The sequence below is a fragment of the Streptomyces sp. NPDC005263 genome (assembly GCF_042872365.1).
Taxonomy (GTDB): Bacteria; Actinomycetota; Actinomycetes; order Streptomycetales; family Streptomycetaceae; genus Streptomyces.
In genome coordinates this window covers 920100-945156 of record NZ_JBIAKJ010000001.1, presented here as the reverse complement: position 1 = coordinate 945156, position 25057 = coordinate 920100, and the positions used below count along the sequence as shown (strand labels likewise).

Genomic DNA, 25057 nt, shown 5'->3' with positions numbered 1-25057 from the left:
GGTAAAACACCTGCTAAGCTTCTGTCTCATGAGCCGTCCGACCCCCGCCCCCGACGCCCCGCGCGCCCGACGTCTCCCGCTGTCCGGCGTGCTGCGCCTCGGTCGGCCCTCCGACATCTGGTTCAAGCCCGCCCTGAGCGTGGTCGTCGCGGTCGCCCCGCCCAATCTGATCCTGCTCGCGCTCGGCCGGCTCGACCTGGCGATGTACGCCATGGCCGGGTCCCTGTGCGCGCTGTACGCCCACAACCGCCCCTACGCCGCCCGGGCCCGCGCCCTGGCCTGGGTCGTGCTCGGCATGCTCGGCGGTCTTGCCACCGCCCTGGTCGCGGCCTCGCTCACCGGCAGCGCCGTCGTCCTGGTGACCGTCGGCGCCGTCCTGGCCGCCGTACAGAAGACGCTCTGCGACGCCACCCGGGTAGGGCCGCCCGGCAATGTGGTGCTCACCTTCATCAGTTCCGCCGCGCTGTTCGCTCCGCAGACCCTCGGTCAGGTTCCGGGCCACCTGACGCTGGCCGCGGGGACGGGCGCGTGGGCCTGGCTCGTCGGCATGGCGCCCGGGCTGCTGCGCCCGCACGGCCCCGAGCGCCGCGCCACCGCACACGCCCTGGACGCGGCGGCCGCCCACGCCGCCACCCGCGGCGTCGGCGACGGCGACGCGACGACCCGCGCCGCCGCGGCCGCCGCCGTGCAGGCCGCCTGGCAGAGCCTGCTGTCCGCCGGCGGACGCACCGCGACCCGGCGCGCCCTCGAACGGCTCCTCGTCCGCGCCGAGGTCGCCCTCGCCGCCCCCGCCGACGCGGACCCGCGGCGGCTGCGCGCCTGGGCCCGCCACCTGCGCGGCACCGGACCGGTCCCACTGGTGGACGAAAGCCCCGCCGAGACCGCCGAACTCCTGGGCGTCGACGCCGAACTCGCCGCCCCCACCCGTCCCTGGTGGACCCGCCTCGGCCCGCTGGCCCCGCTCGCCCTGCGCACCGCCCTCGGATGCGCCCTCGCCGGTTACGCCTCCCTCGCCCTCGGTGTCGGCCGCCCCTACTGGGCCCTGGTCACGGCCGCCTCGCTGTACCAGGCGAACCTCGTCCTCACCTGGAGCCGGGGAGTGCAGCGGGTGGTCGGCAACCTCGTCGGTGTCCTCCTGTTCGCCGCGGTGGCTCCGCTGGCCCACCTCGGCCCGGCGGCGCTGGTCCTGTGCTGCCTCGCCTTCAACTTCGGAGCGGAGGCGCTGATGAGCCGCAACTACTGGCTCGGCAGCGTCTGCGTGACGCCGATGGCGCTGCTCATCACCGAGTTCGCCGGCTACCAGCAGCCCGGCCGGCTGATCGTCGAGCGGGCCGTGGACACCCTCGTCGGAGCCCTGGTCGGCCTCGCCGCGGCCGTCGCCGTCACCAACCGTCGCGCGGGCGACCGCGTCGGGCACGCGCTGACCGGCGTCGAGCGGGCCCGCGAACACGCCGCTCGGCTGCTGGCCGAGCCGCACCCCGCCCCGGGCGCCCTCGAAGCCGCCCGGCGCCGCCTCACCGCCGCTCTGCTGGAGTTGCGTGGCACGGTCGAGGCCGCGTCCGGCGAGTGGTGGCAGCGTGCCCTGCCACACGAGAGGGTCGTGCACGCCGAACGATCGGGACACCGTACGCTCGCGGCGACGGTTCGGCGCCAGGGGCTGCACCTGGACCGGCACACGGACACGACGGAGGGCGTACGGCCATGACGGCGACCGGTGGAGGGCCGATGACGGCACAGGACGCGACCGGGAGCGACACGGTCGCCGCGGTCGTGCGGCAGTGGCAGGCCGTCCATCCCGACCTCGACACCGGTCCCATGGAGATCATCGGCCGCGTCAACCGCTGCGCCGCACTCCTCCAACAGGCCGAGGACGCCCCGCTGCGCCGGGCCGGCCTCAGCCGCCCCGAGTTCGACCTGCTGGGCGCGCTGCGCCGCACCGGCCACGAGCTCACCCCCGGTGAACTGGCCCGCGAGACCTTCTCCTCGGGCGCCGCCGTCACCAAGCGCCTCAAGGCCCTGACCGAGCGCGGCCTGGTCGAGCGGCGCGGCGACACCCGCGACCGCCGCGTCGCCCACGTCCGCCTCACGGATGCCGGACGCGACCTGGTCGACGGCATCCTCCCCGAACAGCTCGCCTACGAGACATCCGTACTGTCCGGAATCGACCCGGAACACCGGGACGAACTGTCCGCGCTGCTCGCCGGATTGCTGAGCCGACTGGAGGGCCGCCTCGGAGTGCCGCGCACCTGAGGCCCCGCGGTGCCGTCCCGCTCCGCACGTTTTGAAGCCGGCCTGCCATTGACGCGGTAGACGGGTCCTTCTTACGTTCGACCAGGCCGGTTCGGATCATCGACTGGCGTACGACATGCCGGACGAAGGATGATGCCGTGACAACCGAAGACCCCGCAGCCCCTGTTTCTGACCGACTCACCGTCATCCCTGACCGGAACGCCGGCGTTCCCGACCGGCTCACCGTCGACCTCGCAGCCGAGACGGGCCCCTTCCACGGCGGCGCGAGCGGCACGCTGTACGGCCTGTACGGCGACGGAGTACCCAGTCGCGAGGTCGTCGAGGGCATGTACGTCCGCACGGTCACCACCAAGGCCCAGGACGGCATCCAGCATCCGGGCGCCGACGCGCTGGAGATCCTCCCGTCCTTCGTCGCGGCGGGCGGCCGGGATGTGTACGTCTACCTGCCCGACCACTACCGCGGCTTCCCCTACGAATGGCCCGGTGCCACCGGCGAGGAGCGCCTGGCCGGTTTCCTGGAGGTCGTCCGCCGCCAGGTCGAACACGTCCTGACCCTCGGCGGGTACCGGTCCCACGTCGTGTACGTGCCGTTCAACGAGCCCGAGGGCAACATGTTCGGCGAGGGGGAGTGGAGCTACGACCGGACCTCCTGGCGCACCGACCCGCGGCACTACTTCGTGGCCTGGCAGCAGGCGTACCACCTCATCAAGGGCCTCGACCCCGGGGCGCGGATCGCCGGTCCCAACACCAGCATCCTGTACCCCGAGGTCAGGGGCTTCCTCGAGTTCGCCAAGGCGCAGGACGTACTGCCCGACGTGATCACCTGGCACGAGCTGTCCTCGCCGGCCGAGGTCCGCACGAACGTCGCCAAGTACCGGGAGCTGGAAAGGGAGTTGGGCATCGGCCCGCTGCCGGTCAACCTCAACGAGTACGCGCACAACTACCACGTGTCCGTGCCCGGCCAGATGGTGCAGTGGATCTCCGCGATCGAGGAGTCGAAGGTCGACGCCGACCTGGCGTACTGGAACATCGCGGGCAACCTCAACGACTCGGCCGTCGAGGCGGGCAAGGGCAACGGCCAGTGGTGGCTGTTCAACGCCTACGGGCAGCTGACCGGCAACACGGTCCGGGTCACCGCCCCGCATCCCAACGTGCAGTACACGCTGCAGGGCCTGGCCGCCCTGGACCGGGCCAAGCGGCAGGCCCGGGTGCTGTTCGGGGGCGCGGGCGGCGCGGCCGACATCGTCTTCGAGGGCGTCGACCCCGGCCTCTTCGGGACGGCCGTGCGGGTGCGGCTCCAGGAGATACCGTGGACCGGCCAGGTGGGTGCCTGCGCCCAGCCGTCACGACTGCGGGACGAGGAACTGCCCGTCGTGGACGGCCGGGTGACCGTGACCGTGTCCGATCTCGACGCGATGTCCGCCTACCAGGTCATCCTGGCTCCCGGCGGCAACGGCGCCCCGATCGCGCCTCCTCCCGCCGTCCGGCGGCGGACGTACGAGGCCGAGGACGCCACGTACACGGGCGGCGGCTACTCCCGCAACGGACCCGAGGGATCCCCCGCCGACGTCGACCGGTTCGCCACCTCCGGCGGCTATCACGTGGGCGGCCTGCGCACCGGATCCGACGGAGTGCTCGCCTTCGACGTCGAGGTCCCGAGCGACGGCACCTACGAGCTCAGGGTGTTCGCCAACTCCTACAACCAGGCCGAGCTGGTGCGCGAGCAGGGGCCCACCAACGTCTTCCTGCGGGTGGACGGCGAGAACCCGCGCGAGCTGCTGCTGCCGCTCGGCTACAAGTGGGCGGTGTGGGGGCACACCGACACCCGGGTCGAGCTGACCGCGGGCAGCCACCGCGTCACCCTCGCGGCACGGGACCCCGAACTCGGCGCCACCCAGGGGGACGCCGTCATCGACAAGCTGGACCTCGTCCGGTGCGACGACGACCCCACCGCGCTGTACGAGGCCGAGTACGCCGCACTCGGCGACGGGGCGGCCGTCAGCTACGCGCACCGCGGAGCCTCCGGGCCGGGCGCCGCCGTGCTCCCCCGAGGCGGCACCGTCACCTTCTGGGTGCACGCGGACGACGACGGCGAGGCGAGCGTCACCGTCGACGTGCTCGGCCCCGGAGAGGGCCTGCTGAACGTCAACGGAGAGGACGTCGGACGCGTCGAGCGGGGAGCAGTACCGCTCTTCCTCACCGGGGGCGTCAACAAGCTCACGATCACCGGGAGTTCGGAGCGCATGGTGGTGGACCGACTGCGGGTCGGCCCGTCGCGCGGTCTGCTGCCCAGCGCCGCGTACCCGGCCGAGGAAGGCGTGCTGACCGGCACGGCGAAGGTGGCCGGACACACGTACGCCACCGGCGGCAAGGCGGTGGACGGGATCGGCGCGGGCCCCGGCAACGCCCTCACGCTCACCGTGTCCGCACAGCGGGCCGGACGCCACGCTCTGACCCTCCGTTACGCCAACGGCGAGCAGGCTCCCGCCACCCACTACAACCCGGACCCGGTCTGCCGCCACGCGGACGTCTCCGTCAACGGGGCCGCCCCGCACCGGGTCCTGTTCCCCACGACCTTCCACTTCAACAACTTCTGGAACCTCTCGGTCCCCGTCACCCTGGAGCCGGGCCCCAACACGATCACCCTCACCGCCGACGAACTCCCGGACTTCGACGGCCGGACACACAACCCGCACGGCCAGCGCTCCGCCCACGCCCCCGTCATCGACCGGGTGACGGTGACGCGGCTGTTCTGACCTCTGGGCCGGGGCCCACCGCCCAGGCGGGCCCCGGTCATCTGGCGACTGCCCCTGACCTCCCTCTCAGCCGTCCGTCGGGTGGTACACCCCGAACATCGCGCCCTGCGGGTCCCGCAGCACGGCGATGCGACGGACGGCCCCGAGGGAGCGGGGTTCCATCAGGACGGTGCCGCCCGCCGAGGTCGCGGTACTCGCGGTGGTGTCCACGTCGCCGACGGCGAAGTACGGCAGCCAGTGCGGCGGCACCTCGGGCGGGAACGTGTCGCCCATCGTCACCATGCCGCCGAAGTCCTCGCCGTCGATGCCCCACTGCGTGTAGTGCTCCGAGGCGTTGACGCTCCAGCCGAACACCGTGGTGTAGAAGGCCTGGGCCCGCTCGGGGGCCCGGGTCAGCAGCTCCACCCAGCCCAGTGAACCGGGCGCGTTGAACAGCCCGGCCCCCGGGAAGGAACGGGCCTGCCACACCTGGAAGGCCGCCCCGGCCGGATCGAGGGCCACCGCGAAGCGGCCCACGTCGAACACGTCCATCGGGCCGACCAGGACCGTGCCGCCCGCCCCGGTCACCTCCCGGGCCGTGGCGTCGGCGTCCCGCACGGCGAACGACACGTTCCAGGCGACCGGCTGCGACTCCTGGTACAGCGGGGTCAGCGCGGCGACCGCGGCGTCGCCCTGGTGCGCGACGGTGTAGCCGCCCGCCTCCTGACGCGGATCCGTCTCGACGCGCCAGCCGAACAACTCCGTGTAGAAGCGCTTCGCCGCCTCCATATCGTCGGTGCCCAGTTCGGTCCAGCAGGGTCCGCCGATCACCGGTTCGTCGAGCTTCATGGCGTTCCTTCCGAGAGCTTCGAGACGGCGGGGGGAATCCCCTCTCAGCACGCTATGCCTCGGTGTCCGGCCCGGCCATCCGTGTGCGCGGCCACTCCCGAAGATCCCCTGGGCGCCGGTGACCTCAGATACCGGGCCGGTAGCGCAGCGGATGGTCCGCCGGCACCTCCACCAGCACGATCCGCGTCCCGTCCGGATCCGCGATCCACATCTCGACCAGCCCCCACGGCTCCGTCACCGGGGGCCGCACGATCTCGACGCCCCGGCCCCGCAGCTCCTCGTGAGCCGCGGCCACGTCGGCGACCTGGAGCCACAACCGCACCGCCGGCGACGGCGGCACCTCGGAGCGCCCGGACACCTCCAGGAACCCACCGCCGAGGAAGTAGACGGTGCCGCGCTCCGGCCCCTCCCCGAACTCGCGGTAGACGGCGAGCCCCAACTGCTCGCCGTAGAAGACACGGGACCGTTCCGGATCAGTGGGCCGCAGCAAGGTGCGGCCGCTCAGTACGTGCACCATGCACCCGGAGCCTAGTGGTAGTGACTTACGGCGTTACCCTCATGGGGCCCCTGCCGGGCCAGTGCCGTGCCGACGAACCGGAGATCCGAGCCATGGAGACCCCCGCCCCCGAACTCAGCTTCCGTGAGGCCACCGACGCCGACGTGGACGACCTGGTCGCGTTGATCGAGTCGGCGTACCGCGGGGACTCCAGCCGCACCGGGTGGACCACCGAGGCGGACATCCTCCAGGGGCAGCGGACCGACCCGCAGGGCGTGCTGGACGTCATCAAGGCGGCCGACAGCCGGCTGCTCACGGTCGAGCGCGAGGGCCGCATCGTCGCCTGCTGCCAGCTCGAACACCGCGGCGACCACGCCTACTTCGGGATGTTCGCGGTCAGTCCCGCCGCGCAGGGCGGCGGCCTCGGCAAGGTGATCATCGCGGAGGCGGAGCGGCAGGCCCGCGAGGCCTGGGGCGCCACCGAGATGCACATGACCGTGATCTCCGTACGCGACGACCTCATCGCCTGGTACGAGCGCCGCGGCTACCGCCGTACGGGAAGGATGACCCCCTTCCCGTACGGCGACGAGCGCTTCGGCGTTCCGCAACGCGACGACCTGCAGTTCGAGCTGCTGGTCAAGGAGCTCGCGTAAGGGTTACGGCGGCCTGCTGACCGTCACGCGGTGAAGCGGCCGGTGCGCCTGATCTCCGGATAGTCGGTGGTCGCGCCGTCCAGCTCCAGGGCCCGTACCAGCCGCAGCTGCTCCTGCGTGTTCACCACCCAGCCGATGATCCGCAGGTCCGCCTTGCGCGCGTTCTCCACGATTTCCAGGGTGAGACGGCGGATGTTGAGGCAGACCGTCGACGCACCGGCCTCGACCGCGCGCTCCACGATGTCGGTGCCGTAGCGGCTGCCGATCAGCGCGGTGCGTACCCCGGGCAGCAGCCGGGCGATCTCGGCGATCGCCTCGTCGTGGAACGAGGACACCTCCACCCGGGCGGTCAGATCCCGCCGGTCCATGACCTCGGCGAGCGCACGGGCCGCCGCCAGGTCCTTGATCTCGGCCTGCAACGGCAGCCGTACGGCGTCCAGCACCTCCTCGAACACCGGGATCCGCTCGCCGAGCCCGGCGTCCAGCGCGCGCAGCTCGCCCAGGGTCTGCTCGGCGATCGGGCCGGTCCCGTCGGTCGTACGGTCCACGTCGGCGTCGTGCATGACGACGAGGGCGTCGTCCTTGCTCAGATGGAGATCGAGTTCGATGACGTCGAGGCCGGCCTGTTCGGCGGCGACGAAGGATCGCAGGGTGTTCTCGGGTTCGACACCCATGATTCCCCGGTGCCCGATGGTGAGGAAGTTCAACGTTCGACTCGCTTCCGTCGACTGCGGCTCGGCACGCCGCGCAGACCGGGGCGGACGGCTGCGCGGGCTGATTCGCAGCCTATCCGCCCCGCCCCGTGGTGAACCCGCCCCTGCATCGGGAGCGGTGCGTGAAGCATGAACAGTCGTCATCAGGGTATCTGGCAGGAAAATGTTCTGTGATGTTGGGGGGTAGGCAGGATTATTTCCCGAGCTCTCACTTGCTGACCAAAACCATGTGTGTATACGGTCTCCATACGCGAGGTTCTCCCGTGGAGGATGAGACATGACGGAAATTCTTGTGCAGGCGGCGGCGGAGGAAAGGATTCCTCCCGCGACCAGGGTGGTGGAGCACCCGGCGTGGCCGGTGCTCAAGGATGCCGTGGAGCAGATCCGGCCATGGCAGTCCAAGGACGGGTCGATCGACTTCCAGGCCGAGGGCGCCCCGGACCCGGCAGACGCGGAACTCGCCGTACAGCGGGTCGTCGACGCCGTCCAGGAGCTGTCGCCGCTGCTCGGGCACGACCTCGCGTACCACCAGGCCCTCGTGAAGGACCTGCGTCGCTGGTCCGAGGGCGGCTTCCAGGTACCGGACTTCCTCGACTCGCTGCTGGCCTTCCAGCCCGCCGCGAACCGCGCGGACGGCCTCCAGCACCTGGTCGTCTTCCCGATGTACACACAGAACGGCAACCCCGACCGCAACCTCGAAGCGGTCGTGCTGCGCATGGTCTGGCCCGACTGGCTCGCCGAGCTGGAGCGCACCCGTTACGACAACCCGCTGTTCTGCGGCATCAGGTTCGAGGACTTCACGGCCGGCTACGACACCAACTCGGCCGTCCTCTTCCCGGAGACCATCGCCGTGCGCGAAGCCCCCGAGCGCTTCAGCTGGGGTGGCATCTTCTGCGACCGGGAGGCGGCCCGCTTCCGTCGGGTGACCGACGCCGCGGTCGACATCCTGGGCCTGGAACTGCCCGAGGACATCGCCGCGATGGTCCACGACCAGAAGCGCTGCGAGGAGGCCTTCGTGCTGTGGGACATGGTCCACGACCGCACCCACAGCCACGGTGACCTGCCCTTCGACCCGTTCATGATCAAGCAGCGCCAGCCGTTCTGGATGTACGGTCTCGAAGAGCTGCGCTGCGACCTCACCGCCTTCAGGGAGGCCGTGAAGCTGGCGGCCGACGGCGTCCCGCAGGCCCGTGACGTGCAGTACGCGGTGCTGTTCGACCGCATGTTCCGCTTCCCGGTCACCGGCGAGCGGGTGCGCAACTACGACGGCCTCGGCGGCCAGCTCCTCTTCGCCTACCTGCACAAGCACGACGTGGTCCGCTGGACCGACAACAAGCTGTTCATCGACTGGCAGCGCGCGCCCCAGGTCACCAACGAGCTGTGCGCCGAGATCGAGGCGCTCTACCGGGACGGCATCGACCGGCCCAAGCTCGTCCACTGGTTCGCGGGATACGAGCTGGTCTCCACCTACCTCGCCCCGCACCCGGGCTCCCGCTGGGCCAAGGGCCCCGACGCCCTCGACCTGAGCCAGCCGCCCCGGAAACTCGTCGATGACGTGCTTCCGGACGAGTTTCCGCTGAGCATGTTCTATGAGGCACTCTCCAAGAAACTGAAGAAGGTGATCGCCTCCACCCGGGGCATCACCTCGAAGAGCGCCGAGCGGATCGCCGCGTGAGCGACCGCGATACCAAAACCACTGCTCAGGAGGCGAAAACCATGGGGAACGGGGCTCTCAGCGGTGCGGTGATCGCGGTGGCCGGCGCGGGCGGACCCGCCGGGCGCGCGACGCTGCTCAGGCTCGCCGAGGCGGGCGCGACCGTCGTCGGCGCGGACAACGACCCCGAGCGACTGGCGGAGGCCGTCGACGCGGCCCGCTACAGCTCCGGCGGCGCCATGGTGACCGGCGAGACGGTCGACCTGCTCGACCTGGACTCGACCCGGGAGTGGGCCGTGCACACCGAGAAGGAGTTCGGCCGGGTCGACGGCGTGGTCCACCTCGTCGGCGGCTGGCGCGGCAGCGAGACCTTCGCCAAGACCAACCTGCACGACTGGGACCTGCTGGAGATGCTGCTCATCCGCACCGTGCAGCACACCTCCCTCGCCTTCCACGAGGCGCTGCAGAGCAGCGACCGCGGACGGTACGTCCTGATCAGCGCCGCGGGCGCCAGCAGGCCCACCGCCGGCAATGCCGCCTACGCGGCGGCCAAGGCCGCGGCCGAGGCGTGGACGCTCGCGCTCGCCGACTACTTCGCCAAGGCGGGCGCCGCCGCGGGGGCGGGCGGGGCCACCTCCGGCGCTGCCATCCTGGTGGTGAAGGCGTTGGTGCACGACGCGATGCGCGCCGAGCGCCCCAACGCGAAGTTCGCGGGCTTCACGGACGTCAAGGACCTCGCCGAGGCGATCGTCGGCGTCTGGGAGAAGCCCGCAGCCGAAGTGAACGGAAAGCGTCTGTGGCTGACCGACAAGCCGTGATCCGACAAGCGGTGAACCCGCCCAAGACCGATGCCCGCCGCCGTCACGACCCGGAGGTCCGCGGGTTCGCCAGCGACAACTACGCCGGCGGGCACCCGGAGGTGATGGCCGCCCTGGCCCTGGCCAACGGCGGCCACCAGGTGGCGTACGGCGAGGACGACTACACCGAGAACCTCCAGAGCGTCATCCGGAGCCACTTCGGCCCCACCGCGGAGGCGTTCCCGGTCTTCAACGGCACCGGCGCCAACGTCGTCGCGCTCCAGGCCGTCACCGGCCGCTGGGGCGCGGTGATCTGTGCCGAGAGCGCGCACATCAACGTCGACGAGGGTGGCGCCCCCGAACGCATGGGCGGCCTCAAGCTGCTCACCGTGCCCACGCCCGACGGCAAGCTCACCCCCGAGCTGATCGACCGGCAGGCCTGGGGCTGGGAGGACGAGCACCGTGCGATGCCGGAGGTGGTCTCGATCACCCAGAGCACCGAGCTCGGCACGCTCTACACACCGGACGAGATCCGCGCGATCTGCGACCACGCCCACGCCCGCGGGATGAAGGTCCACCTGGACGGTTCGCGGATAGCCAACGCGGCGGCCTCCCTGAACGTGCCGATGCGGACGTTCACCAACGCCGTCGGCGTCGACATCCTCTCCCTGGGCGGCACGAAGAACGGCGCGCTGTTCGGTGAGGCGGTCGTCGTCATCGACCGGGACGCCGTGAGTCACATGAAGCACCTGCGCAAGCTGTCCATGCAGCTCGCCTCCAAGATGCGCTTCGTCTCGGTGCAGTTGGAGGCCCTGCTCGCCAAGGACCTGTGGCTGCGCAACGCCCGCCACGCCAATGAGATGGCCCAGCGGCTGGCCGAGGGGGTCGGCGCCGTGCACGGAGCCGAGATCCTCTATCCGGTGCAGGCCAACGGCGTCTTCGCCAGGCTCCCGCACGACGTGAGCGAGCGCCTGCAGAAGAGGTTCCGCTTCTACTTCTGGGACGAGGCGGCGGGCGTCGTGCGCTGGATGTGCGCCTTCGACACGACCGAGGACGACGTGGACGCGTTCGTGGCCGCGTTGAAAGAGGAGATGGCGCGGTAGCCGGCGTCGGCGCGCGGCCGGCGCACGGCCCGAACGGCGAAGCCGCGGGGCTCAGTGCGCCTCGGCCGCGCGCACCTCTTCCGGGGTCGGAGCGGTGCCGCCGAGGTGGGCCGGCATCCACCAGGTGTCGTTCGCGTCCTTGGGGCGCACCGGGTAGGCGCGCTGCGCGGCCTCCAGGAGTTCCTGCACACGCTCGCGCAGCTGACGGGTGATCACACCCGCGTACTTGTCACGGGAGGCCTCGATCGCCTCGCCCACCCGGATGGTGACGGGGATGTGGCTGCGCCTGAAGTTGCGCGGGTGGCCCTTGGTCCACAGTCGCTGGGTGCCCCACACGGCCATCGGGATCAGCGGGACGCCCGCCTCCTGAGCCATGCGCGCGGCGCCCGACTTGAAGGACTTGAGGGTGAAGGAGGGGGAGATGGTGGCCTCCGGGAAGACGCCCACGATCTCGCCGGACCGCAGCGACTCCAGTGCGCGCGCGTACGCCGTCTCACCCTGCTTGCGGTCGACCGGGATGTGCTTCATCCCGCGCATCAGCGGGCCGGAGATCTTGTGCCGGAACACGGACTCCTTCGCCATGAACCGTACGAGGCGTTTCTGCGGAAGCGCCGCCAGCCCGTCGAAGACGAAGTCCAGGTAGCTGATGTGGTTGCTCACCAGCACGGCGCCGCCCGAGCGCGGGATGTTCTCCGAACCCTTCAAGTCGATCTTGAGGTCCCACGCCTTGAACAGGGCCTGGGCGAAACCAACGACGGGACGGTAGACAAGCTCTGCCATGGACGGTGTGAGCCCTTCCTTCTCTGCCTGGACAGGCGACTCCAGGCCGAAAGTTACGCAGCCGTAGGTTTACGGCATGTCGCAGATCGTGCCCCAAGAACGGGCCGGGAGCCAGCCCTGGTGCCCGTCGGCGGCGAGATTCTCGTCACGTCCACGCGGTGATCCACCTCGGGCTTTTAAGCCGCCTTTACTCGGCGCGTACGTCCGCTCGTCGTACAAGCAGGTACATCTCGCATCCGAGGCAGTAGCCGAACGCGGCATTGAGGAACGCGGCCGCCAGCGCCGCGCCGGTCGCGGCGAGTCCCAGCCAACCGGGGCCCAGCGTGTAGCCGATGAGACCGAGGCTCGCGAACAGGAGCCCCACCGCCTGCGCGAACCTGGGCGGTTGAGGCGGTTCGAACTCGGTCGGCGGCCCGAGCCGGGGCCGCACCGCGACCCGGAACAGCCAGCCGTACGGTGAACGCGCCACGCCGCCCGCCGAGCCCAGGGCGAACGCCAGCGTCTGCCAGGCCAGCAGCCACGCGCTGCCGGTGATCAGCACGACCGCCAGCACGACGGTCGTCACGGCCGCGCCGAAGCGGGGCCCTCTCACATCGATGTCCATGGGAATGAAGCATTCCGCAGCGGTAACAGTTCAGGGGGGCGGGAATCTTTGCAGTCTTGTGAACGCTGGTGCACACGATGACCGGACTCGTGGTGTGTGTGGCGGTGCTCGCGGTGGCGAGTGCCTACGGAGTGCTGCATCGGCGACGGAGCGGGAGGATTCGGGTGCGCGGGCGCGACGACGGAAAACGGCTCGGCGCGGCAGAACTGGGCGGGCGGCTCGGTGAGCGCGCCACCCTGGTCCAGTTCTCGAGCGCCTTCTGCGCCCCCTGCCGGGCGACCCGCCGGATCCTCGGTGAGGTGGCCGACCTGGTCCCGGGTGTCATCCATGTCGAACTCGACGCCGAGGACAACCTCGACCTCGTCCGCGCACTCGACATCCTCAAGACCCCGACCGTGCTGGTCCTGGACGTCGACGGCCGGATCGTCCGACGTGCCGCCGGCCAGCCGCGCAAGGCCGACGTGATCGCCGCGTTGGGGGAGGCGGTGTGAGGCCCCCGACCAGGACGGTGAGGCATCTTCCAGATGCCGGGACGTACTTGACTGCGCGTACCACCTATCGTCAGTCTGACCGTATGCCTTCGGAACCCCTTCTCTTCGGGCGGGGACGCATGTGGCAGGAAGCCCTGGCCCGCACCGCGAGCGCGCGCTGTCCGAGCTGTTGAGCAGCCACGGACGCCCAAGCCCCTCTTCGCGCAAGGACTCCTCCATGACGGCCACGCCCGGCCTCGGTACCCCTCGGCTCGCCTCGCCCGACCTCCTGCGTTCCGTCTTCCGGCGGCACGCCGCGGGAGTGGCCGTGATCACAGCGCGCGGTGAGGCCGGTCCGGTCGGCTTCACCGCCACCTCCCTCACCTCGGTCTCCGCCGACCCCCCGATGCTCTCCTTCGGTATCGGCACCGGCGCGTCCAGTTGGCCGGCGGTGTCCGAGTCCGAGCATGTCGGCGTGCACATACTCGGTGAGCACCAACAGGACCTGGCGGCCACCTTCGCGCGCAGCGGAGCCGACCGCTTCGGTGCGGCGACCGCCTGGCGCGAGGGTCCCGAGGGTGTGCCGGTCCTGGACGACGTGCAGGCCTGGCTGGTGTGCCGGGTGGTCGCACGGGTGCCGGCCGGCGACCATCGCATCGTGCTGGCCGAGGTCGCCGTCGGTGATTCCACCGGCCCGGGCCGCCCGCTCCTCTATCACCAGGGGCGCTTCCACGGGCTGGGCGACTGAATGGCCCCGCCCGCTGCTGCGAGGGCGTCGAGTTCCGATTACGCTGCGTTGCGAAGGTCACAGTTCAAAGCGCTTGCTCAGCGGGAACGAACTGGGTGTACTGACGAGTAATATTTCGGTCGGCGCGTGGGTCGCCCCGACCGGGATCGGCCGCTTGTGGCGCCTATGCTGCGTGCAAGAGGCAGCCGAAAAATGACGATGCAGTAGGAGAGCCGGCGTGAGCTTGAGGATCGTTGTCACTGTGAAGTACGTGCCCGACGCCACTGGCGACCGGCACTTCGCCGATGACCTGACCGTCGACCGGGACGACGTGGACGGTCTGCTCTCCGAGCTGGACGAGTACGCGGTCGAGCAGGCGCTGCAGATCTCCGAGAACTCCGACGACGACGTCGAGGTCACCGTGCTGACCGTCGGGCCCGAGGACGCCAAGGACGCCCTGCGCAAGGCGCTGTCCATGGGTGCCGACAAGGCCATCCACGTCGAGGACGACGACATTCACGGCACCGACGCCATCGGCACCTCCCTGGTCCTGGCCAAGGCGATCGAGAAGGCCGGCTACGACCTGGTCGTCTCCGGCATGGCGTCCACCGACGGCACCATGGGCGTCGTCCCCGCGCTGCTCGCCGAGCGTCTGGGTGTGCCGCAGGTGACCCTGCTGTCCGAGGTGTCGGTCGAGGACGGCACGATCAAGGGCCGCCGCGACGGCGACGCCGCCTCCGAGAACCTGGAGGCGTCCCTGCCGGCGGTCGTGTCGGTCACCGACCAGTCGGGCGAGGCGCGTTACCCGTCCTTCAAGGGCATCATGGCGGCCAAGAAGAAGCCGGTTCAGTCCTGGGACCTGTCCGACCTGGACCTGGAGGCCGAGGAGGTCGGCCTGGAGGGCTCCTACACGGTCGTCGACTCCGCGACCGAGCGCCCGGCCCGTACGGCCGGCACGATCGTCAAGGACGAGGGCGAGGGCGGCAAGCAGCTCGCCGAGTTCCTCGCGAGCCAGAAGTTCATCTGAGCTCGACGTCGCTGACCGCCCCTCATCTCATCCAAGCAGGAGAGCAATCCCATGGCTGAAGTCCTTGTCTACGTCGACCACGTGGACGGTGCCGTTCGCAAGCCGACCCTCGAGCTGCTGACCCTGGCCCGCCGGGTCGGCGAGCCGGTCGCCGTCGCGCTGGGCAACGGCGCCGCCGACACCGCCGCCACGCTGGCGGAGCACGGCGCGACTCGCGTTCTCACGCACGAGGCCGCCGAGTACGCCGACTACCTGGTCGTCCCGAAGGTCGACGCGCTGCAGGCCGCGGTCGCCGCCGTCTCCCCGGCCGCCGTGCTGGTCCCCTCCTCCGCCGAGGGCAAGGAGATCGCCGCCCGCCTGGCGCTGCGCGTCGGTTCCGGCATCATCACCGACGCCGTCGACCTGGAGGCCGGCGAGTCGGGCCCGGTGGCCACCCAGTCGGTGTTCGCCGCGTCCTTCACCACCAAGTCCCGCATCGCCAAGGGCACCCCTGTCATCACCGTCAAGCCCAACAGCGCCGCCGTGGAGGCCGCTCCGGCCGCCGGCGCGGTCGAGGCGCTGGAGGTCACCTTCTCGGCGCAGGCCACCGGCACCAAGGTCACCGCGCGCACCCCGCGTGAGTCGACCGGCCGTCCGGAGCTGACCGAGGCCGCGATCGTCGTCTCCGGCGGCCGGGGCGTCAACGGCGCGGAGAACTTCGCGATCATCGAAGCCCTCGCCGACTCCCTCGGCGCGGCCGTCGGCGCCTCGCGCGCGGCGGTGGACGCCGGCTGGTACCCGCACACCAACCAGGTCGGCCAGACCGGCAAGTCCGTCTCGCCGCAGCTGTACATCGCCAACGGCATCTCCGGCGCCATCCAGCACCGCGCCGGCATGCAGACCTCGAAGACGATCGTGGCCGTCAACAAGGACGCCGAGGCCCCGATCTTCGACCTGGTCGACTACGGCGTCGTCGGCGACCTCTTCGACGTGGTCCCCGCGCTGACCGAGGAGATCAAGACCCGCAAGGGCTGATCCCCGCCGGGCTGTACGAGGCCCCCGCGACCGTTCCTGGTCGCGGGGGCCTCGGCTCATCCCAGGGTCAGCGACGCCTGCACCGGCAGGTGATCGCTCGGGAACTGGCCGTCGCGCTCGAAGGTGTTGACCGACACCCGGTGGGTCGTGACGCCCGGTGTGGTGAGGATCCAGTCGATGCGGTCGCCGTCCGGCACCAGCGGCCGGTAGCCGTGGAAGGTCGCGTAGAGCCTGCCGCGCTCGGCCGCCGTGTCCCAGGTGTCGACGAGTCCGGCGTCCAGGAGGGTGTCGTAGGCCTCGTTCCGATGGGCCGCCGCGTTGAAGTCGCCGGTCACGATGGACGGCAGGGACCGGTCGAGTGCCGCGATCCGGTCGCCGACCAGTGATGCGGAACGCACGCGTGCGTACTGGCTCACGTGGTCGAAGTGGGTGTTGAGGACGTAGAACTCCCGCCCGCCGTCGTGCAGATCGCTGAACCGGATCCAGGTGACGATGCGAGGGAGGCGGGCGCCCCAGGTGTTCGAGCCGATCACCCTGGGCGTGTCGGAGAGCCAGAAGGTGTCGTGTTCGGCCGGCGCCAGGCGCCGGGTGTCGTAGAAGACCGCCACCGCCTCGTCGTGGCTGCCGCCCTCGCGGCCGGTGCCGATCCAGTCGTAGTGCGCTCCGAGGTCGGCGCGGATGTCGAGCAACTGCTGGTAGACACCCTCCTGTGTGCCGATCAGGTCGGGTGCCTCGCGGCGTAACAGCTCACGCATCACCGGACGGCGGGCCGCCCAGCTGTTGGGCTCGGCGGTGCTCGCGAAGCGCAGATTGAACGTCATGACCTCCAGACGTCGCCTTCTCGGTCTGGCGGCCGACGTCGGGACCGCGCCGAGCAGCGGGATGGTCAGTGCGGTGGCCACCGCGGATCTCATGCCCATGCGACGCGTCATGCTGGTGGTGTGCCCCATGTGATTCCCTCCCCGGGGATCAGGATGAGGGTGCGAGCCGAAGGGCGGAAGGGGGCGCAGAGGTTCTCGGCCGCGGGAGTGAACGCGGTGGGTCGGCCCGTGGGCTGGGTGTTGACCGGCGGGGAGATTCATAGATAACTTCGCTGCGCGGATTATTGATTCCGTAGAGCGGAAAATGGAGGTACGGGATGGGTCGGGGTCAGCAGGACCGGGTGGCGACGAGCCTCGCGGGAGCCGTCAGCGAGGAGATCAGCGCCTCCCTCGTACCGGTCGACGCCGAGCTGGAGCGCCGCTACCCCGGAGACCCCGGCACCCGCCAGCCCGTCCACACCGTCTACGTCCCCGGTGACGTGTTCGCCGCCGACACCATCCGCTCCTGGGGCGACCGGGCCCTCGCCGCCCTCGACCAGCACGCCCCGGACGCCGAGTCCCTTGCCGCCGTCCTCGGTCTCTCCGACGACCTCGCCGAGCCGGTGTACTCCCGCGTCCGCGGCAAGCTGGAGCACCAGCCCATCGAGGACCTGCGCGTCGACTTCGAGGACGGCTACGGACCCCGCCCGGACGCCGAGGAGGACGAGACGGCGGCCCGCGCGGCGCGACTGATCGCCCAGGCGTACCGGGACGGCACGGCGGCCCCGTACATGGGCATCCGCATGAAGTGCATGGAGGCACCCGTCCGCGACCGCGGCATCCGCACCCTGGACATCTTCCTCACCGGCCTGACGCAGGCCGGTGGTCTGCCCGACGGACTGGTGCTGACGCTGCCGAAGGTGACCTACCCCGAGCAGGTCACCGCCATGGTGCGGCTCCTGGAGGCCTTCGAGAAGGCGCACGGGCTGGAGGCGGGCCGGATCGGCTTCGAGATCCAGATCGAGACCAGCCAGTCCATCCTCGCCACCGACGGGACCGCCACGGTCGCCCGCATGATCCAGGCCGCCGAAGGCCGTGCCACCGGCCTGCACTACGGCACCTTCGACTACAGCGCCTGCCTGGGGGTGTCCGCCGCCTACCAGGCCAGCGACCACCCCGCCGCCGACCACGCCAAGGCGATCATGCAGGTCGCGGCCGCGGGAACCGGCGTACGCGTGTCGGACGGCTCGACCAACGTCCTGCCGGTCGGCCCCACCGCGAAGGTGCACGACGCCTGGCGACTGCACTACGGACTGACCCGACGCGCCCTGGCCCGCGCCTACTACCAGGGCTGGGACATGCACCCCGGCCACCTCCCCACCCGGTACGCGGCCGTCTTCGCCTTCTACCGCGAGGGCTTCGAACAGGCGGCCGCCCGCCTCACCCGGTACGCCAACCGCACCGGCGGTGACGTGATGGACGAGCCCGCCACCGCCAAGGCGCTGAGCGGTTACCTGCTGCGCGGCCTGGACTGCGGTGCCCTCGACATCGCCGAGGTCGCCCGCCGCAGCGGCCTGACCCGCGCGGACCTCGAGGCCTTCGCGGCACCGAGGCGGGCCGACCTGACCGTCTCCGCGAAGTAGCGGACCCGTCACCGTCGCAACGGTCGGCCGGCGCCGGAACCCCGCCCCGTAGTCTGTACGTCATTCACGGCGGTGTCAGAGGAACGGGGCGGCGGTGTCTTCGGGGGAGTACGAACGGGCGGACCAGGTCGGGAGGTTGCTGGCCGGGCGCTATCGCGTCGTGGCGCAACTGGGGCGCGGCGGCATGGGTGTGGTCTGGCGGGCCGTCGACGAGGTGCTCGGGCGTGAGGTCGCGGTCAAGGAACTGCGCACCTACAGCGACGCCGACGGGCCCGAACTCGCCGGTCTGCGGCTGCGGATGCAGCGGGAGGCCCGCGCGGCGGCCCGGGTGCGCCACCCCGGAGTGGTGGCCGTGCACGATGTGGCCGAGGTCGACGGGCGTCCGCTGATCATCATGGAACTGGTGGACGGCCCCTCGCTGGACGACGTCCTGCGCGAGCGCGGCACCCTCGACCCGCGCGAGGCGGCCCGTATCGGCGCCGAGGTGCTGGACGCGCTCGCCGCCGCCCACCGCGCGGGCGTACTGCACCGGGACGTGAAGCCCGGCAACATCCTGCTCGACCGTTCGGGCCGCGTCGTGCTGACCGACTTCGGCATCGCGAAGGTGGAGGACCCGGGTGACGGCTCGGCCACCCACCTCACGCGCAGCGGCGAACTCGTCGGTTCCCTGGACTACCTCGCGCCCGAGCGTGCCCAGGGCGCGGACCCGGGCCCCGCCTCGGACGTCTGGGCCCTCGGTGCCACGCTGTTCGCGGCCGTCGAGGGTTCCTCGCCGTTCCGCCGTACGTCCACGTTCTCCACGCTCACCGCGATCGTCACCGAGCCGATGCCGGAGCCCCGCCGGGCCGGCCACCTCGGTCCTGTTCTCCGGCGCCTCCTCGACAAACATCCGGCGAACCGCCCCGAGGCCGAGGAAGCCCGCGAGCTGTTGCGGGCGGTGGCGGACCGGGACGGCTCGGACATGCCCACGACGACGTTGCGGGGGCCGGTGGATCCGGCGCCCGCGCGGACGGAGCCGGGGCGGAACGGCACAGAGTCACCGGAGGCCCCCGCTGAGCCTGGGCCCACTGGGCAGATCGGGGCCGCCGGGCAGGCGGGCCCCACCGGCGAGGTCGGCGAGACCGGCGAGACCGGGCACGCGGGCCCCGGAGCCCCGGCCGGGCCGCACGTGCAGAGTGCGGGTGCCCCCGTCCCCGCCGGATCGGAGCCGGCGGCCACCTTCCCCATGTCCGCCACCGGCACCTCCGCATCCGGCCGGAGCCGGCGCAAGGGGCGTGTCCTGCTCGCCGCCGCGGCCCTGACCGTGGCGCTGCTGGCCGCCGGGGCCACCTTCGCCGTCCTGCACGACACGGGCGGCGCCACGGCCGGTACGGAGCCCACGGCGTCCGCCACCTCCACCGCGGCCGACCGTGCCGACGCCGGGCGTTCACAAGTCACCGAGCCCACCGATCAGGGCGACGGCAAGGGCCCGACCGCGACGAAGTCGTCCCCGGCCAAGGCCCCTGCCAAAACCCCGGGCGCCACCCCGGTCGCTTCAGGCGCGGAGACCACGCAGGCCCCCGCCTGCCACTCCATCGGCGGCGGCAAGTACAACTGCGAGGTCTGGCGCACCGCCGACTCGTACACCGCCTCCGGCACCAAGGCCGGCGTCCTCAACGCGGGCATCAACTACTTCTACTGCCAGCGGAACCTGGGCCGCCGCGAGACAGCCGGCCGGTGGACCAACGTCTGGTGGGCGAAGACCGACGACGACAGCGGCAACACGGACGTCTACTTCAACGACGTCTACATCAAGGGCGGCGACAACGACTCCCCGGTACCGGGACTACCGGTCTGCTGACGAACGCCGTACGTCCGTCATCCCGCGGGCGGCCGTCAGCCCCCGCCCCGCGCGTACCGCTCCAGCCCCGACACCGTCACCCGCTTCTCGTCCGCGAACAGCCGGGTGCCCCGCTCGCACAGCCGCCGGTCGGCTCGCGCCCGGGCGCAGAACTCCTCCGGGGTGACGCCGAAGAGTTCCCTCAACCGGGCGGAACCCACGAGGAGTTCGTTGAGCAGGGCCCGCTGGCCCGGATGCGTGCGAGGCGCGCTGGTGCCGTCGTGCAGGACGCCGTGGCGGTTGACGTACGCGTACACGCCGGGCAGCGTCACTCCGGGCGCCGGCTCGACGCGCACCTCCGGCGCGGGCAGCCAGGCGCGGCGGAAGTTGCCGTTCGGCAGCGGCACCCCTTCACTCGCGTCGACGACCGCGAGCTGCTGGTCGTCGAGCCAGGTGACGAACAACTCCCGTACCTCTCCCGGCGCTTCGAACGGCGAGGCGGACACGTACCCCAGGCGGCTGACGTGAGCGGAGACGCCCACACCGAGGCCGGTGACCCGGGCCCGGACCATCGGAATCGGCGAAGTGATCCCGAACTCGGCCATCTTGTACCGCAGTTGGGCGGGGTTGGCGTTGGAACCGACGGCCAGGACGGCGGTGCGGTCGGGGTGCACGAAGACGTCGAGGGGCAGCAGCCGGTCACCGTCGAGGAGCCCGGAGTCCCGCGGCCACCCGCCCGGATAGAGCAGCGGATGATCGCGCGGCGCCTCGGCCAGTCCCAGTGCCTCCAGGGTGCGATCTTCCATGAGCCGCTCAGTCCGTCGGTGGCAGCTCGCCCGAGCCGCGGGTGATCAGCCGGGTCGGCAGCTCGATCCGCTCCGGGGTGAGCAGGGTGCCGTCCAGCTGGCGGAACAGCCGCTCGGCGGCCGTACGGCCGAGGGTGGCCGCGTCCTGGGCGACGACGGTGACCCCGGGCCGCAGCAGATCAGCCAGTTCGATGTCGTCGAAGCCGACGAGGGCGACCTTACGCCGGTGTTCCGCCAGGACCCGGATCACGGTGACCGTCACCCTGTTGTTGCCGGTGAAGACGGCGGTGACCGGGGAGGGGCCGGCGAGCATCTCCTCGGCCGCCCGGCGCACCCGCTCGGGATCGGTCACGCCCAGCGACATCCAGGAGTCCTCCACCGTTATCCCGGCGTCCTCCAGTGCCGCCCGGTAGCCACGCAGCCGCTCGGCGGCGGTGTGGATGCGGGGCATGTCGCCGATGAACCCGATCCGCCGGTGCCCGTGCGCGATCAGGTGGGCGACACCGTCCCGGGCGCCGCCGTAGTTGTCCGAGACGACCACGTCGGCGTCGATGTGCCCGGCCGGGCGGTCCACGAACACCGTGGCCACGCCCGCCTTCAGCTCGGGCTCCAGATAGCGGTGGTCGTCACCGGCGGGGATGACCACCAGGCCGTCCACCCGTCGTGCGCACAGCGCCAGCACCAGCTCCCGCTCCCGCTCTGGGTCCTCCGCGCTGGAACCGTTGATGAGCAGGGCGCCGTGGGCCCGGGCCACCTCCTCGACCGCGCGGCTGAGCGGGCCGTAGAACGGGTCCGCGAGGTCCTCCAGGACCAGGCCGATGCTGGCGGTGCTGCCCTTGCGCAGCACCCGCGCGCTGTCGTTGCGGCGGAAGCCGAGAGCGTCGATCGCCTCCTGGACCCGCCGTTCGGTCTCCGTGGTCACGCCCGGCTCACCGTTGACCACGCGCGAGACGGTCTTCAGCCCCACACCGGCCCGCGCGGCCACGTCCTTCATGGTCGGACGGTTGCCGTAGCGGTTCGCGGTGAGGCGCTCGGCGCGGTGGTGGGTCTCGGGCACGGTGCGGTGTCCTGTCCTGTCGTCCACGGTAATGCGACGGTCATATGGAGATGCTGCATCCATGATTTTGTATGAGGATGTGGCGTCGAGCATAGAGCCTGGACAACGTTGTCAGATGCGAGAGACACTGTCCACCGCAATCTCCGGCCTGCGCCCCACCGCGAGACCGGCCCGCGTTCCCGCACGGTTGCTCGCACACTCTTCACGACGTCACCGACGTCGTTCCATGTCTGACGGGGAGATCCGACACTGATGTACACCGACCTCGTGGCCGCACTCGACATCGGCGGCACCAAGATCGCCGGAGCGCTGGTGGACGGCCACGGCCGGATCCAGGCTCGCGCGCAACGCGCCACGCCCGCCCGAGAGGACGGCGAGACCGTGATGGGGGCCGTCGCGGAGGTGCTCGCCGAGCTGGCCGCGTCGCCGCTGTGGGGTCGGGCCACGGCCCTGGGGATCGGCAGCGCGGGCCCGGTGGACGCCTCCCTGGGCACGGTCAGTCCGGTGAACGTGCCCGGCTGGCGCGACTACCCGCTGGTCCAGCGGGTGAAGGAGGCGGCCGGGGGGCTGCCCGTCGAGCTGATCGGGGACGGCGTGGCGATCACGGCCGCCGAGCACTGGCAGGGCGCCGCCCGTGGGCATGCCAACGCGCTGTGCATGGTGGTGTCGACGGGAGTCGGCGGCGGCCTGGTCCTCGACGGCCGACTGCACCCCGGACCGACCGGCAACGCGGGCCACATCGGCCACATCAGCGTGGACCTCGACGGCGACCCGTGCCCGTGCGGCGGGCGCGGCTGTGTGGAGCGCATCGCGAGCGGCCCCAACATCGCACGCAGGGCGCTCGAGAACGGCTGGCGGCCCGGCCCGGACGGCGACACCTCCGCCGCCGCGGTGGCCGCCGCCGCCCGGGACGGCGACCCGGTGGCCGTGGCCTCCTTCGAGCGGGCCGCGCAGGCGCTGGCCGCCGGTATCGCGGCCACCGCCACCCTCGTCGAAATCGACATCGCCGTCGTCGGCGGTGGCGTGGGCAAGGCCGGCGACGTGCTGTTCGCACCCCTGCGCAAGGCCCTGAGCGACTACGCGACCCTGTCCTTCGTGCAGCGCCTGCGGGTCGAGCCCGCACAGATGGGCACCGACGCGGGCCTGGTCGGCGCGGCGGCGGCGGTCATCGCCCGGCAGGCGGACCCGGCTGCGGCGGGGGTCTGACGGGACCTCCGCACGACCGTTCCACGCCAACGGCCCGGCCTGCCCAGGTGGGCAGGCCGGGGGATTCCATCACGCCGCGCCCGTCCCGATCACACCGACGCGGGCGTGACTCCGACGGCGTTCGCCAGTTGAACCCGGCATGAAGAAGCGCAGCATGCTCGCCATCGCCTCCCTCGCCACCGGCTTCGTCGTCGCGGCCATCACCCCGTCCCACGCCCTCGGCGGGGAACTGAAGGACCTCGACGTCGACAGGACTCTCAGCACCCTCGACGACGCCATCGCCCCCGACAGCAACATCGTGGACGAGCGTGGCCCCGGGCAGAACGACTGACGAGGCCCGACCGAGGACGTGGCGCCGGTACCCCGACGGGAGGGGGCACCGGCGCCACGTCTGTGCGCCCTCTACTACGGCTGGTTTCCGTGGCAGGGTGGAGCGGGCAAGCCTCAGGGGGCCGGCTGAAGAGGGGGAAACGTGATCGTCTGGATCAACGGCGCGTTCGGTGCGGGGAAGACCACCACCGCACGGGAACTGATCGAACTGATCCCGAACAGCACGCTCTTCGACCCCGAGGTCATCGGCGGAGCACTCACGCAGCTGCTGCCGCCCAAGCACCTCGCCGAGGTCGGCGACGTCCAGGACCTGCCGAGCTGGCGACGCCTCGTGATCGACACGGCGGCCGCGATGCTCGCGGAGCTGGGCGGGACCCTGGTGGTCCCGATGACCCTCCTGCGCCAGGACTACCGGGACGAGATCTTCGGTGGCCTGGCCGCACGCAGGATCAGCGTCCGACATGTCCTCCTCGCCCCGGCGGAAACGATCCTGCGTGAGCGCATGGCCCGACGAGAGGTCCCGCAGGGCATCACGGACGGGGAGATACGCATACGGCAGTGGTCGTACGACCACATGGACACGTACCGATCCGCCCTCGCCTCCTGGCTCACCGCGGACGCGCACCCGATCGACACCAGCGCCCTCACGCCGTACCAGACCGCCGCGCGGATCGCCGAGGCCGTCAGCGACGGCACCGTGCCCGTCTGCGACATCGTGCAGACGCCCGAACCGACCGCCGAGACGATCGCCGCGGGTGTCCTCCTCTTCGACGAGCAGGACCGCGTGCTGCTCGTCGACCCCACCTACAAGGCCGGCTGGGAGTTCCCCGGCGGGGTCGTCGAGCCCGGTGAGGCTCCGGCCCGCGCCGGCATGCGCGAGGTCACCGAGGAGACCGGTATCCGTCTCGACGAGGTGCCCCGCCTCCTGGTCGTCGACTGGGAGCCGCCCGCGCCGCCCGGCTACGGCGGTCTGCGGCTCCTCTTCGACGGCGGACGCCTGGACTCCACCGAGGCGGGGCGCCTCCTGCTGCCCGGGCCCGAGCTGCGCGACTGGTGCTTCGCCTCCGAGGAGGAAGCCGCCGACCTGCTGCCGCCGGTCCGCTACGAGCGGCTGCGCTGGGCCCTGCGGGCGCGAGAACGCGGAGCGGCGCTGTACCTCGAAGCGGGGATCCCGGTCGGCTGACCGCCGAGAGATCCCCGCCGCCACCTGGTGCCGGCGGGGATCTCACCCGTACGCCCGCTCGTCCCAGCCCCGCGCGCACGGGCTGGTCGGCGCCGCCGTGCACCGCGCCCCGGCCAAGAGTCCGTCGCGATACCTCTATGCCAGAGCTAACGAAACCTCTCGCTCTCGTCAACTCTTGGCAACCTCCGCAAACAATCACTTTTCCGGCCCTGTTCCGCCTTGACCGGGCCGAAGCGGCATTGCGACAGTCCGCTCAGTCTTCACGGCGCCGACAACGGACGCCGTCCAGGCCTTTCGCCCAGGGGCCCGTCCCCTGACGCGTCCCTTCCCCCGGCGATCGC

24 protein-coding genes are annotated in these 25057 nt (G+C 71.4%); 16 read left to right on the top strand and 8 right to left on the bottom strand.

Annotated elements, in window-relative coordinates:
* Positions 1-28 precede the first annotated feature (28 nt).
* The 3 genes from ACFYRY_RS04345 to ACFYRY_RS04335 all read left to right on the top strand — a co-directional run bounded on the left by ACFYRY_RS04345 (position 29) and on the right by ACFYRY_RS04335 (position 5006).
* A complete protein-coding gene (locus ACFYRY_RS04345; RefSeq protein ID WP_389139795.1) occupies positions 29-1705 on the top strand; it encodes an FUSC family protein in 1677 nt (558 codons plus the stop codon).
* Positions 1702-2250, top strand: coding sequence for a MarR family winged helix-turn-helix transcriptional regulator (locus ACFYRY_RS04340; RefSeq protein ID WP_389139792.1), 549 nt, complete (start codon positions 1702-1704; stop codon positions 2248-2250). Before ACFYRY_RS04345 ends, ACFYRY_RS04340 begins: the two co-directional genes overlap by 4 nt.
* A gap of 185 nt (positions 2251-2435) precedes the next feature.
* Positions 2436-5006 carry a cellulosome protein gene (locus ACFYRY_RS04335; RefSeq protein ID WP_389141074.1) on the top strand — a complete coding sequence of 857 codons (2571 nt, stop codon included), beginning with the start codon at positions 2436-2438 and terminating at the stop codon, positions 5004-5006.
* Positions 5007-5072: 66 nt separating this feature from the next.
* On the opposite strand, the gene ACFYRY_RS04330 is transcribed toward ACFYRY_RS04335, so the two are convergent.
* Positions 5073-5834: a VOC family protein gene (locus ACFYRY_RS04330; protein WP_389139789.1), complete on the bottom strand. Its 762-nt coding sequence runs from the start codon at positions 5832-5834 to the stop codon at positions 5073-5075.
* A 124-nt stretch (positions 5835-5958) separates the two neighbouring features.
* Positions 5959-6351 (bottom strand): VOC family protein, encoded by a 393-nt coding sequence (locus ACFYRY_RS04325; protein ID WP_389139787.1) that lies wholly within the window; start codon positions 6349-6351, stop codon positions 5959-5961.
* Positions 6352-6443: 92 nt separating this feature from the next.
* Between ACFYRY_RS04325 and ACFYRY_RS04320 the strand changes: the two genes are divergently transcribed.
* The gene (locus ACFYRY_RS04320; protein WP_389141072.1) at positions 6444-6983 is read left to right on the top strand and encodes a GNAT family N-acetyltransferase; all 540 of its coding nucleotides are present in this window, start codon (positions 6444-6446) and stop codon (positions 6981-6983) included.
* Positions 6984-7006: 23 nt separating this feature from the next.
* Here ACFYRY_RS04320 and ACFYRY_RS04315 read toward each other — a convergent pair whose 3' ends face one another.
* Positions 7007-7690: a glycerophosphodiester phosphodiesterase gene (locus tag ACFYRY_RS04315; protein WP_389139785.1), complete on the bottom strand. Its 684-nt coding sequence runs from the start codon at positions 7688-7690 to the stop codon at positions 7007-7009.
* Between the two features lie 283 nt (positions 7691-7973).
* Between ACFYRY_RS04315 and ACFYRY_RS04310 the strand changes: the two genes are divergently transcribed.
* Genes ACFYRY_RS04310 through ACFYRY_RS04300 form a run of 3 tightly spaced genes read left to right on the top strand, consistent with a single transcriptional unit; the run spans position 7974 to position 11250 of the window.
* The gene (locus ACFYRY_RS04310; RefSeq protein ID WP_389139783.1) at positions 7974-9371 is read left to right on the top strand and encodes a DUF6421 family protein; all 1398 of its coding nucleotides are present in this window, start codon (positions 7974-7976) and stop codon (positions 9369-9371) included.
* 41 nt (positions 9372-9412) lie between these two features.
* A complete protein-coding gene (locus ACFYRY_RS04305) occupies positions 9413-10168 on the top strand; it encodes an SDR family NAD(P)-dependent oxidoreductase (RefSeq protein WP_389139781.1) in 756 nt (251 codons plus the stop codon).
* A gap of 11 nt (positions 10169-10179) precedes the next feature.
* Positions 10180-11250 carry a threonine aldolase family protein gene (locus tag ACFYRY_RS04300; RefSeq protein ID WP_389141070.1) on the top strand — a complete coding sequence of 357 codons (1071 nt, stop codon included), beginning with the start codon at positions 10180-10182 and terminating at the stop codon, positions 11248-11250.
* A 51-nt stretch (positions 11251-11301) separates the two neighbouring features.
* Here ACFYRY_RS04300 and ACFYRY_RS04295 read toward each other — a convergent pair whose 3' ends face one another.
* Both ACFYRY_RS04295 and ACFYRY_RS04290 read right to left on the bottom strand, forming a co-directional pair.
* Positions 11302-12030, bottom strand: coding sequence for a lysophospholipid acyltransferase family protein (locus ACFYRY_RS04295; protein ID WP_389139779.1), 729 nt, complete (start codon positions 12028-12030; stop codon positions 11302-11304).
* 187 nt (positions 12031-12217) lie between these two features.
* Positions 12218-12634, bottom strand: a complete 417-nt coding sequence (locus tag ACFYRY_RS04290) for a DUF4395 domain-containing protein (protein ID WP_389139777.1) — start codon at positions 12632-12634, stop codon at positions 12218-12220.
* A gap of 77 nt (positions 12635-12711) precedes the next feature.
* Here ACFYRY_RS04290 and ACFYRY_RS04285 point away from each other — a divergent pair, with 77 nt between their 5' ends.
* The 4 genes from ACFYRY_RS04285 to ACFYRY_RS04270 all read left to right on the top strand — a co-directional run bounded on the left by ACFYRY_RS04285 (position 12712) and on the right by ACFYRY_RS04270 (position 15872).
* The gene (locus tag ACFYRY_RS04285; RefSeq protein ID WP_389139775.1) at positions 12712-13125 is read left to right on the top strand and encodes a TlpA family protein disulfide reductase; all 414 of its coding nucleotides are present in this window, start codon (positions 12712-12714) and stop codon (positions 13123-13125) included.
* Positions 13126-13342: 217 nt separating this feature from the next.
* Positions 13343-13852, top strand: coding sequence for a flavin reductase family protein (locus ACFYRY_RS04280; RefSeq protein ID WP_389139773.1), 510 nt, complete (start codon positions 13343-13345; stop codon positions 13850-13852).
* A 217-nt stretch (positions 13853-14069) separates the two neighbouring features.
* On the top strand, positions 14070-14858 hold the full coding sequence (locus ACFYRY_RS04275) for an electron transfer flavoprotein subunit beta/FixA family protein (RefSeq protein ID WP_389139771.1): 789 nt from the start codon (positions 14070-14072) through the stop codon (positions 14856-14858).
* 51 nt (positions 14859-14909) lie between these two features.
* A complete protein-coding gene (locus tag ACFYRY_RS04270; protein WP_389139769.1) occupies positions 14910-15872 on the top strand; it encodes an electron transfer flavoprotein subunit alpha/FixB family protein in 963 nt (320 codons plus the stop codon).
* Positions 15873-15928: 56 nt separating this feature from the next.
* Here ACFYRY_RS04270 and ACFYRY_RS04265 read toward each other — a convergent pair whose 3' ends face one another.
* Entirely contained in the window at positions 15929-16792 is an 864-nt protein-coding gene (locus ACFYRY_RS04265; RefSeq protein WP_389139767.1) for an endonuclease/exonuclease/phosphatase family protein, read from the bottom strand.
* A 218-nt stretch (positions 16793-17010) separates the two neighbouring features.
* Here ACFYRY_RS04265 and ACFYRY_RS04260 point away from each other — a divergent pair, with 218 nt between their 5' ends.
* A complete protein-coding gene (locus ACFYRY_RS04260; RefSeq protein ID WP_389139765.1) occupies positions 17011-18315 on the top strand; it encodes a DUF6986 family protein in 1305 nt (434 codons plus the stop codon).
* Between the two features lie 94 nt (positions 18316-18409).
* Positions 18410-20155, top strand: coding sequence for a protein kinase (locus ACFYRY_RS04255; RefSeq protein ID WP_389139764.1), 1746 nt, complete (start codon positions 18410-18412; stop codon positions 20153-20155).
* Between the two features lie 35 nt (positions 20156-20190).
* Here the strand turns inward: ACFYRY_RS04255 and ACFYRY_RS04250 are convergent, their stop codons facing one another.
* Both ACFYRY_RS04250 and ACFYRY_RS04245 read right to left on the bottom strand, forming a co-directional pair.
* Complete coding sequence (locus ACFYRY_RS04250; RefSeq protein WP_389139762.1) at positions 20191-20940, bottom strand: hypothetical protein; 750 nt, start codon at positions 20938-20940, stop codon at positions 20191-20193.
* 7 nt (positions 20941-20947) lie between these two features.
* A complete protein-coding gene (locus tag ACFYRY_RS04245; protein ID WP_389139760.1) occupies positions 20948-22024 on the bottom strand; it encodes a LacI family DNA-binding transcriptional regulator in 1077 nt (358 codons plus the stop codon).
* A gap of 225 nt (positions 22025-22249) precedes the next feature.
* Between ACFYRY_RS04245 and ACFYRY_RS04240 the strand changes: the two genes are divergently transcribed.
* The 3 genes from ACFYRY_RS04240 to ACFYRY_RS04230 all read left to right on the top strand — a co-directional run bounded on the left by ACFYRY_RS04240 (position 22250) and on the right by ACFYRY_RS04230 (position 24716).
* On the top strand, positions 22250-23203 hold the full coding sequence (locus ACFYRY_RS04240) for an ROK family protein (protein WP_389139758.1): 954 nt from the start codon (positions 22250-22252) through the stop codon (positions 23201-23203).
* Between the two features lie 139 nt (positions 23204-23342).
* Positions 23343-23534 (top strand): hypothetical protein, encoded by a 192-nt coding sequence (locus ACFYRY_RS04235; protein WP_389139756.1) that lies wholly within the window; start codon positions 23343-23345, stop codon positions 23532-23534.
* 141 nt (positions 23535-23675) lie between these two features.
* On the top strand, positions 23676-24716 hold the full coding sequence (locus tag ACFYRY_RS04230) for an NUDIX domain-containing protein (RefSeq protein ID WP_389139754.1): 1041 nt from the start codon (positions 23676-23678) through the stop codon (positions 24714-24716).
* Positions 24717-25057: the final 341 nt, after the last annotated feature.

Excerpts from the sequence above, each read along its gene's own strand:
- ACFYRY_RS04340 (WP_389139792.1), top strand. The coding sequence starts at position 1,702 with ATGACGGCGACCGGTGGAGGGCCGATGACGGCACAGGACGCGACCGGG.
- ACFYRY_RS04325 (WP_389139787.1), bottom strand. The coding sequence starts at position 6,351 with ATGGTGCACGTACTGAGCGGCCGCACCTTGCTGCGGCCCACTGATCCG.
- ACFYRY_RS04280 (WP_389139773.1), top strand. The coding sequence starts at position 13,343 with ATGACGGCCACGCCCGGCCTCGGTACCCCTCGGCTCGCCTCGCCCGAC.
- ACFYRY_RS04250 (WP_389139762.1), bottom strand. The coding sequence starts at position 20,940 with ATGGAAGATCGCACCCTGGAGGCACTGGGACTGGCCGAGGCGCCGCGC.
- ACFYRY_RS04330 (WP_389139789.1), bottom strand. The coding sequence starts at position 5,834 with ATGAAGCTCGACGAACCGGTGATCGGCGGACCCTGCTGGACCGAACTG.
- ACFYRY_RS04285 (WP_389139775.1), top strand. The coding sequence starts at position 12,712 with ATGACCGGACTCGTGGTGTGTGTGGCGGTGCTCGCGGTGGCGAGTGCC.
- ACFYRY_RS04320 (WP_389141072.1), top strand. The coding sequence starts at position 6,444 with ATGGAGACCCCCGCCCCCGAACTCAGCTTCCGTGAGGCCACCGACGCC.
- ACFYRY_RS04345 (WP_389139795.1), top strand. The coding sequence starts at position 29 with ATGAGCCGTCCGACCCCCGCCCCCGACGCCCCGCGCGCCCGACGTCTC.
- ACFYRY_RS04305 (WP_389139781.1), top strand. The coding sequence starts at position 9,413 with ATGGGGAACGGGGCTCTCAGCGGTGCGGTGATCGCGGTGGCCGGCGCG.
- ACFYRY_RS04265 (WP_389139767.1), bottom strand. The coding sequence starts at position 16,792 with ATGGGCATGAGATCCGCGGTGGCCACCGCACTGACCATCCCGCTGCTC.
- ACFYRY_RS04240 (WP_389139758.1), top strand. The coding sequence starts at position 22,250 with ATGTACACCGACCTCGTGGCCGCACTCGACATCGGCGGCACCAAGATC.
- ACFYRY_RS04310 (WP_389139783.1), top strand. The coding sequence starts at position 7,974 with ATGACGGAAATTCTTGTGCAGGCGGCGGCGGAGGAAAGGATTCCTCCC.
- ACFYRY_RS04235 (WP_389139756.1), top strand. The coding sequence starts at position 23,343 with ATGAAGAAGCGCAGCATGCTCGCCATCGCCTCCCTCGCCACCGGCTTC.
- ACFYRY_RS04295 (WP_389139779.1), bottom strand. The coding sequence starts at position 12,030 with ATGGCAGAGCTTGTCTACCGTCCCGTCGTTGGTTTCGCCCAGGCCCTG.
- ACFYRY_RS04260 (WP_389139765.1), top strand. The coding sequence starts at position 17,011 with ATGGGTCGGGGTCAGCAGGACCGGGTGGCGACGAGCCTCGCGGGAGCC.
- ACFYRY_RS04270 (WP_389139769.1), top strand. The coding sequence starts at position 14,910 with ATGGCTGAAGTCCTTGTCTACGTCGACCACGTGGACGGTGCCGTTCGC.
- ACFYRY_RS04290 (WP_389139777.1), bottom strand. The coding sequence starts at position 12,634 with ATGGACATCGATGTGAGAGGGCCCCGCTTCGGCGCGGCCGTGACGACC.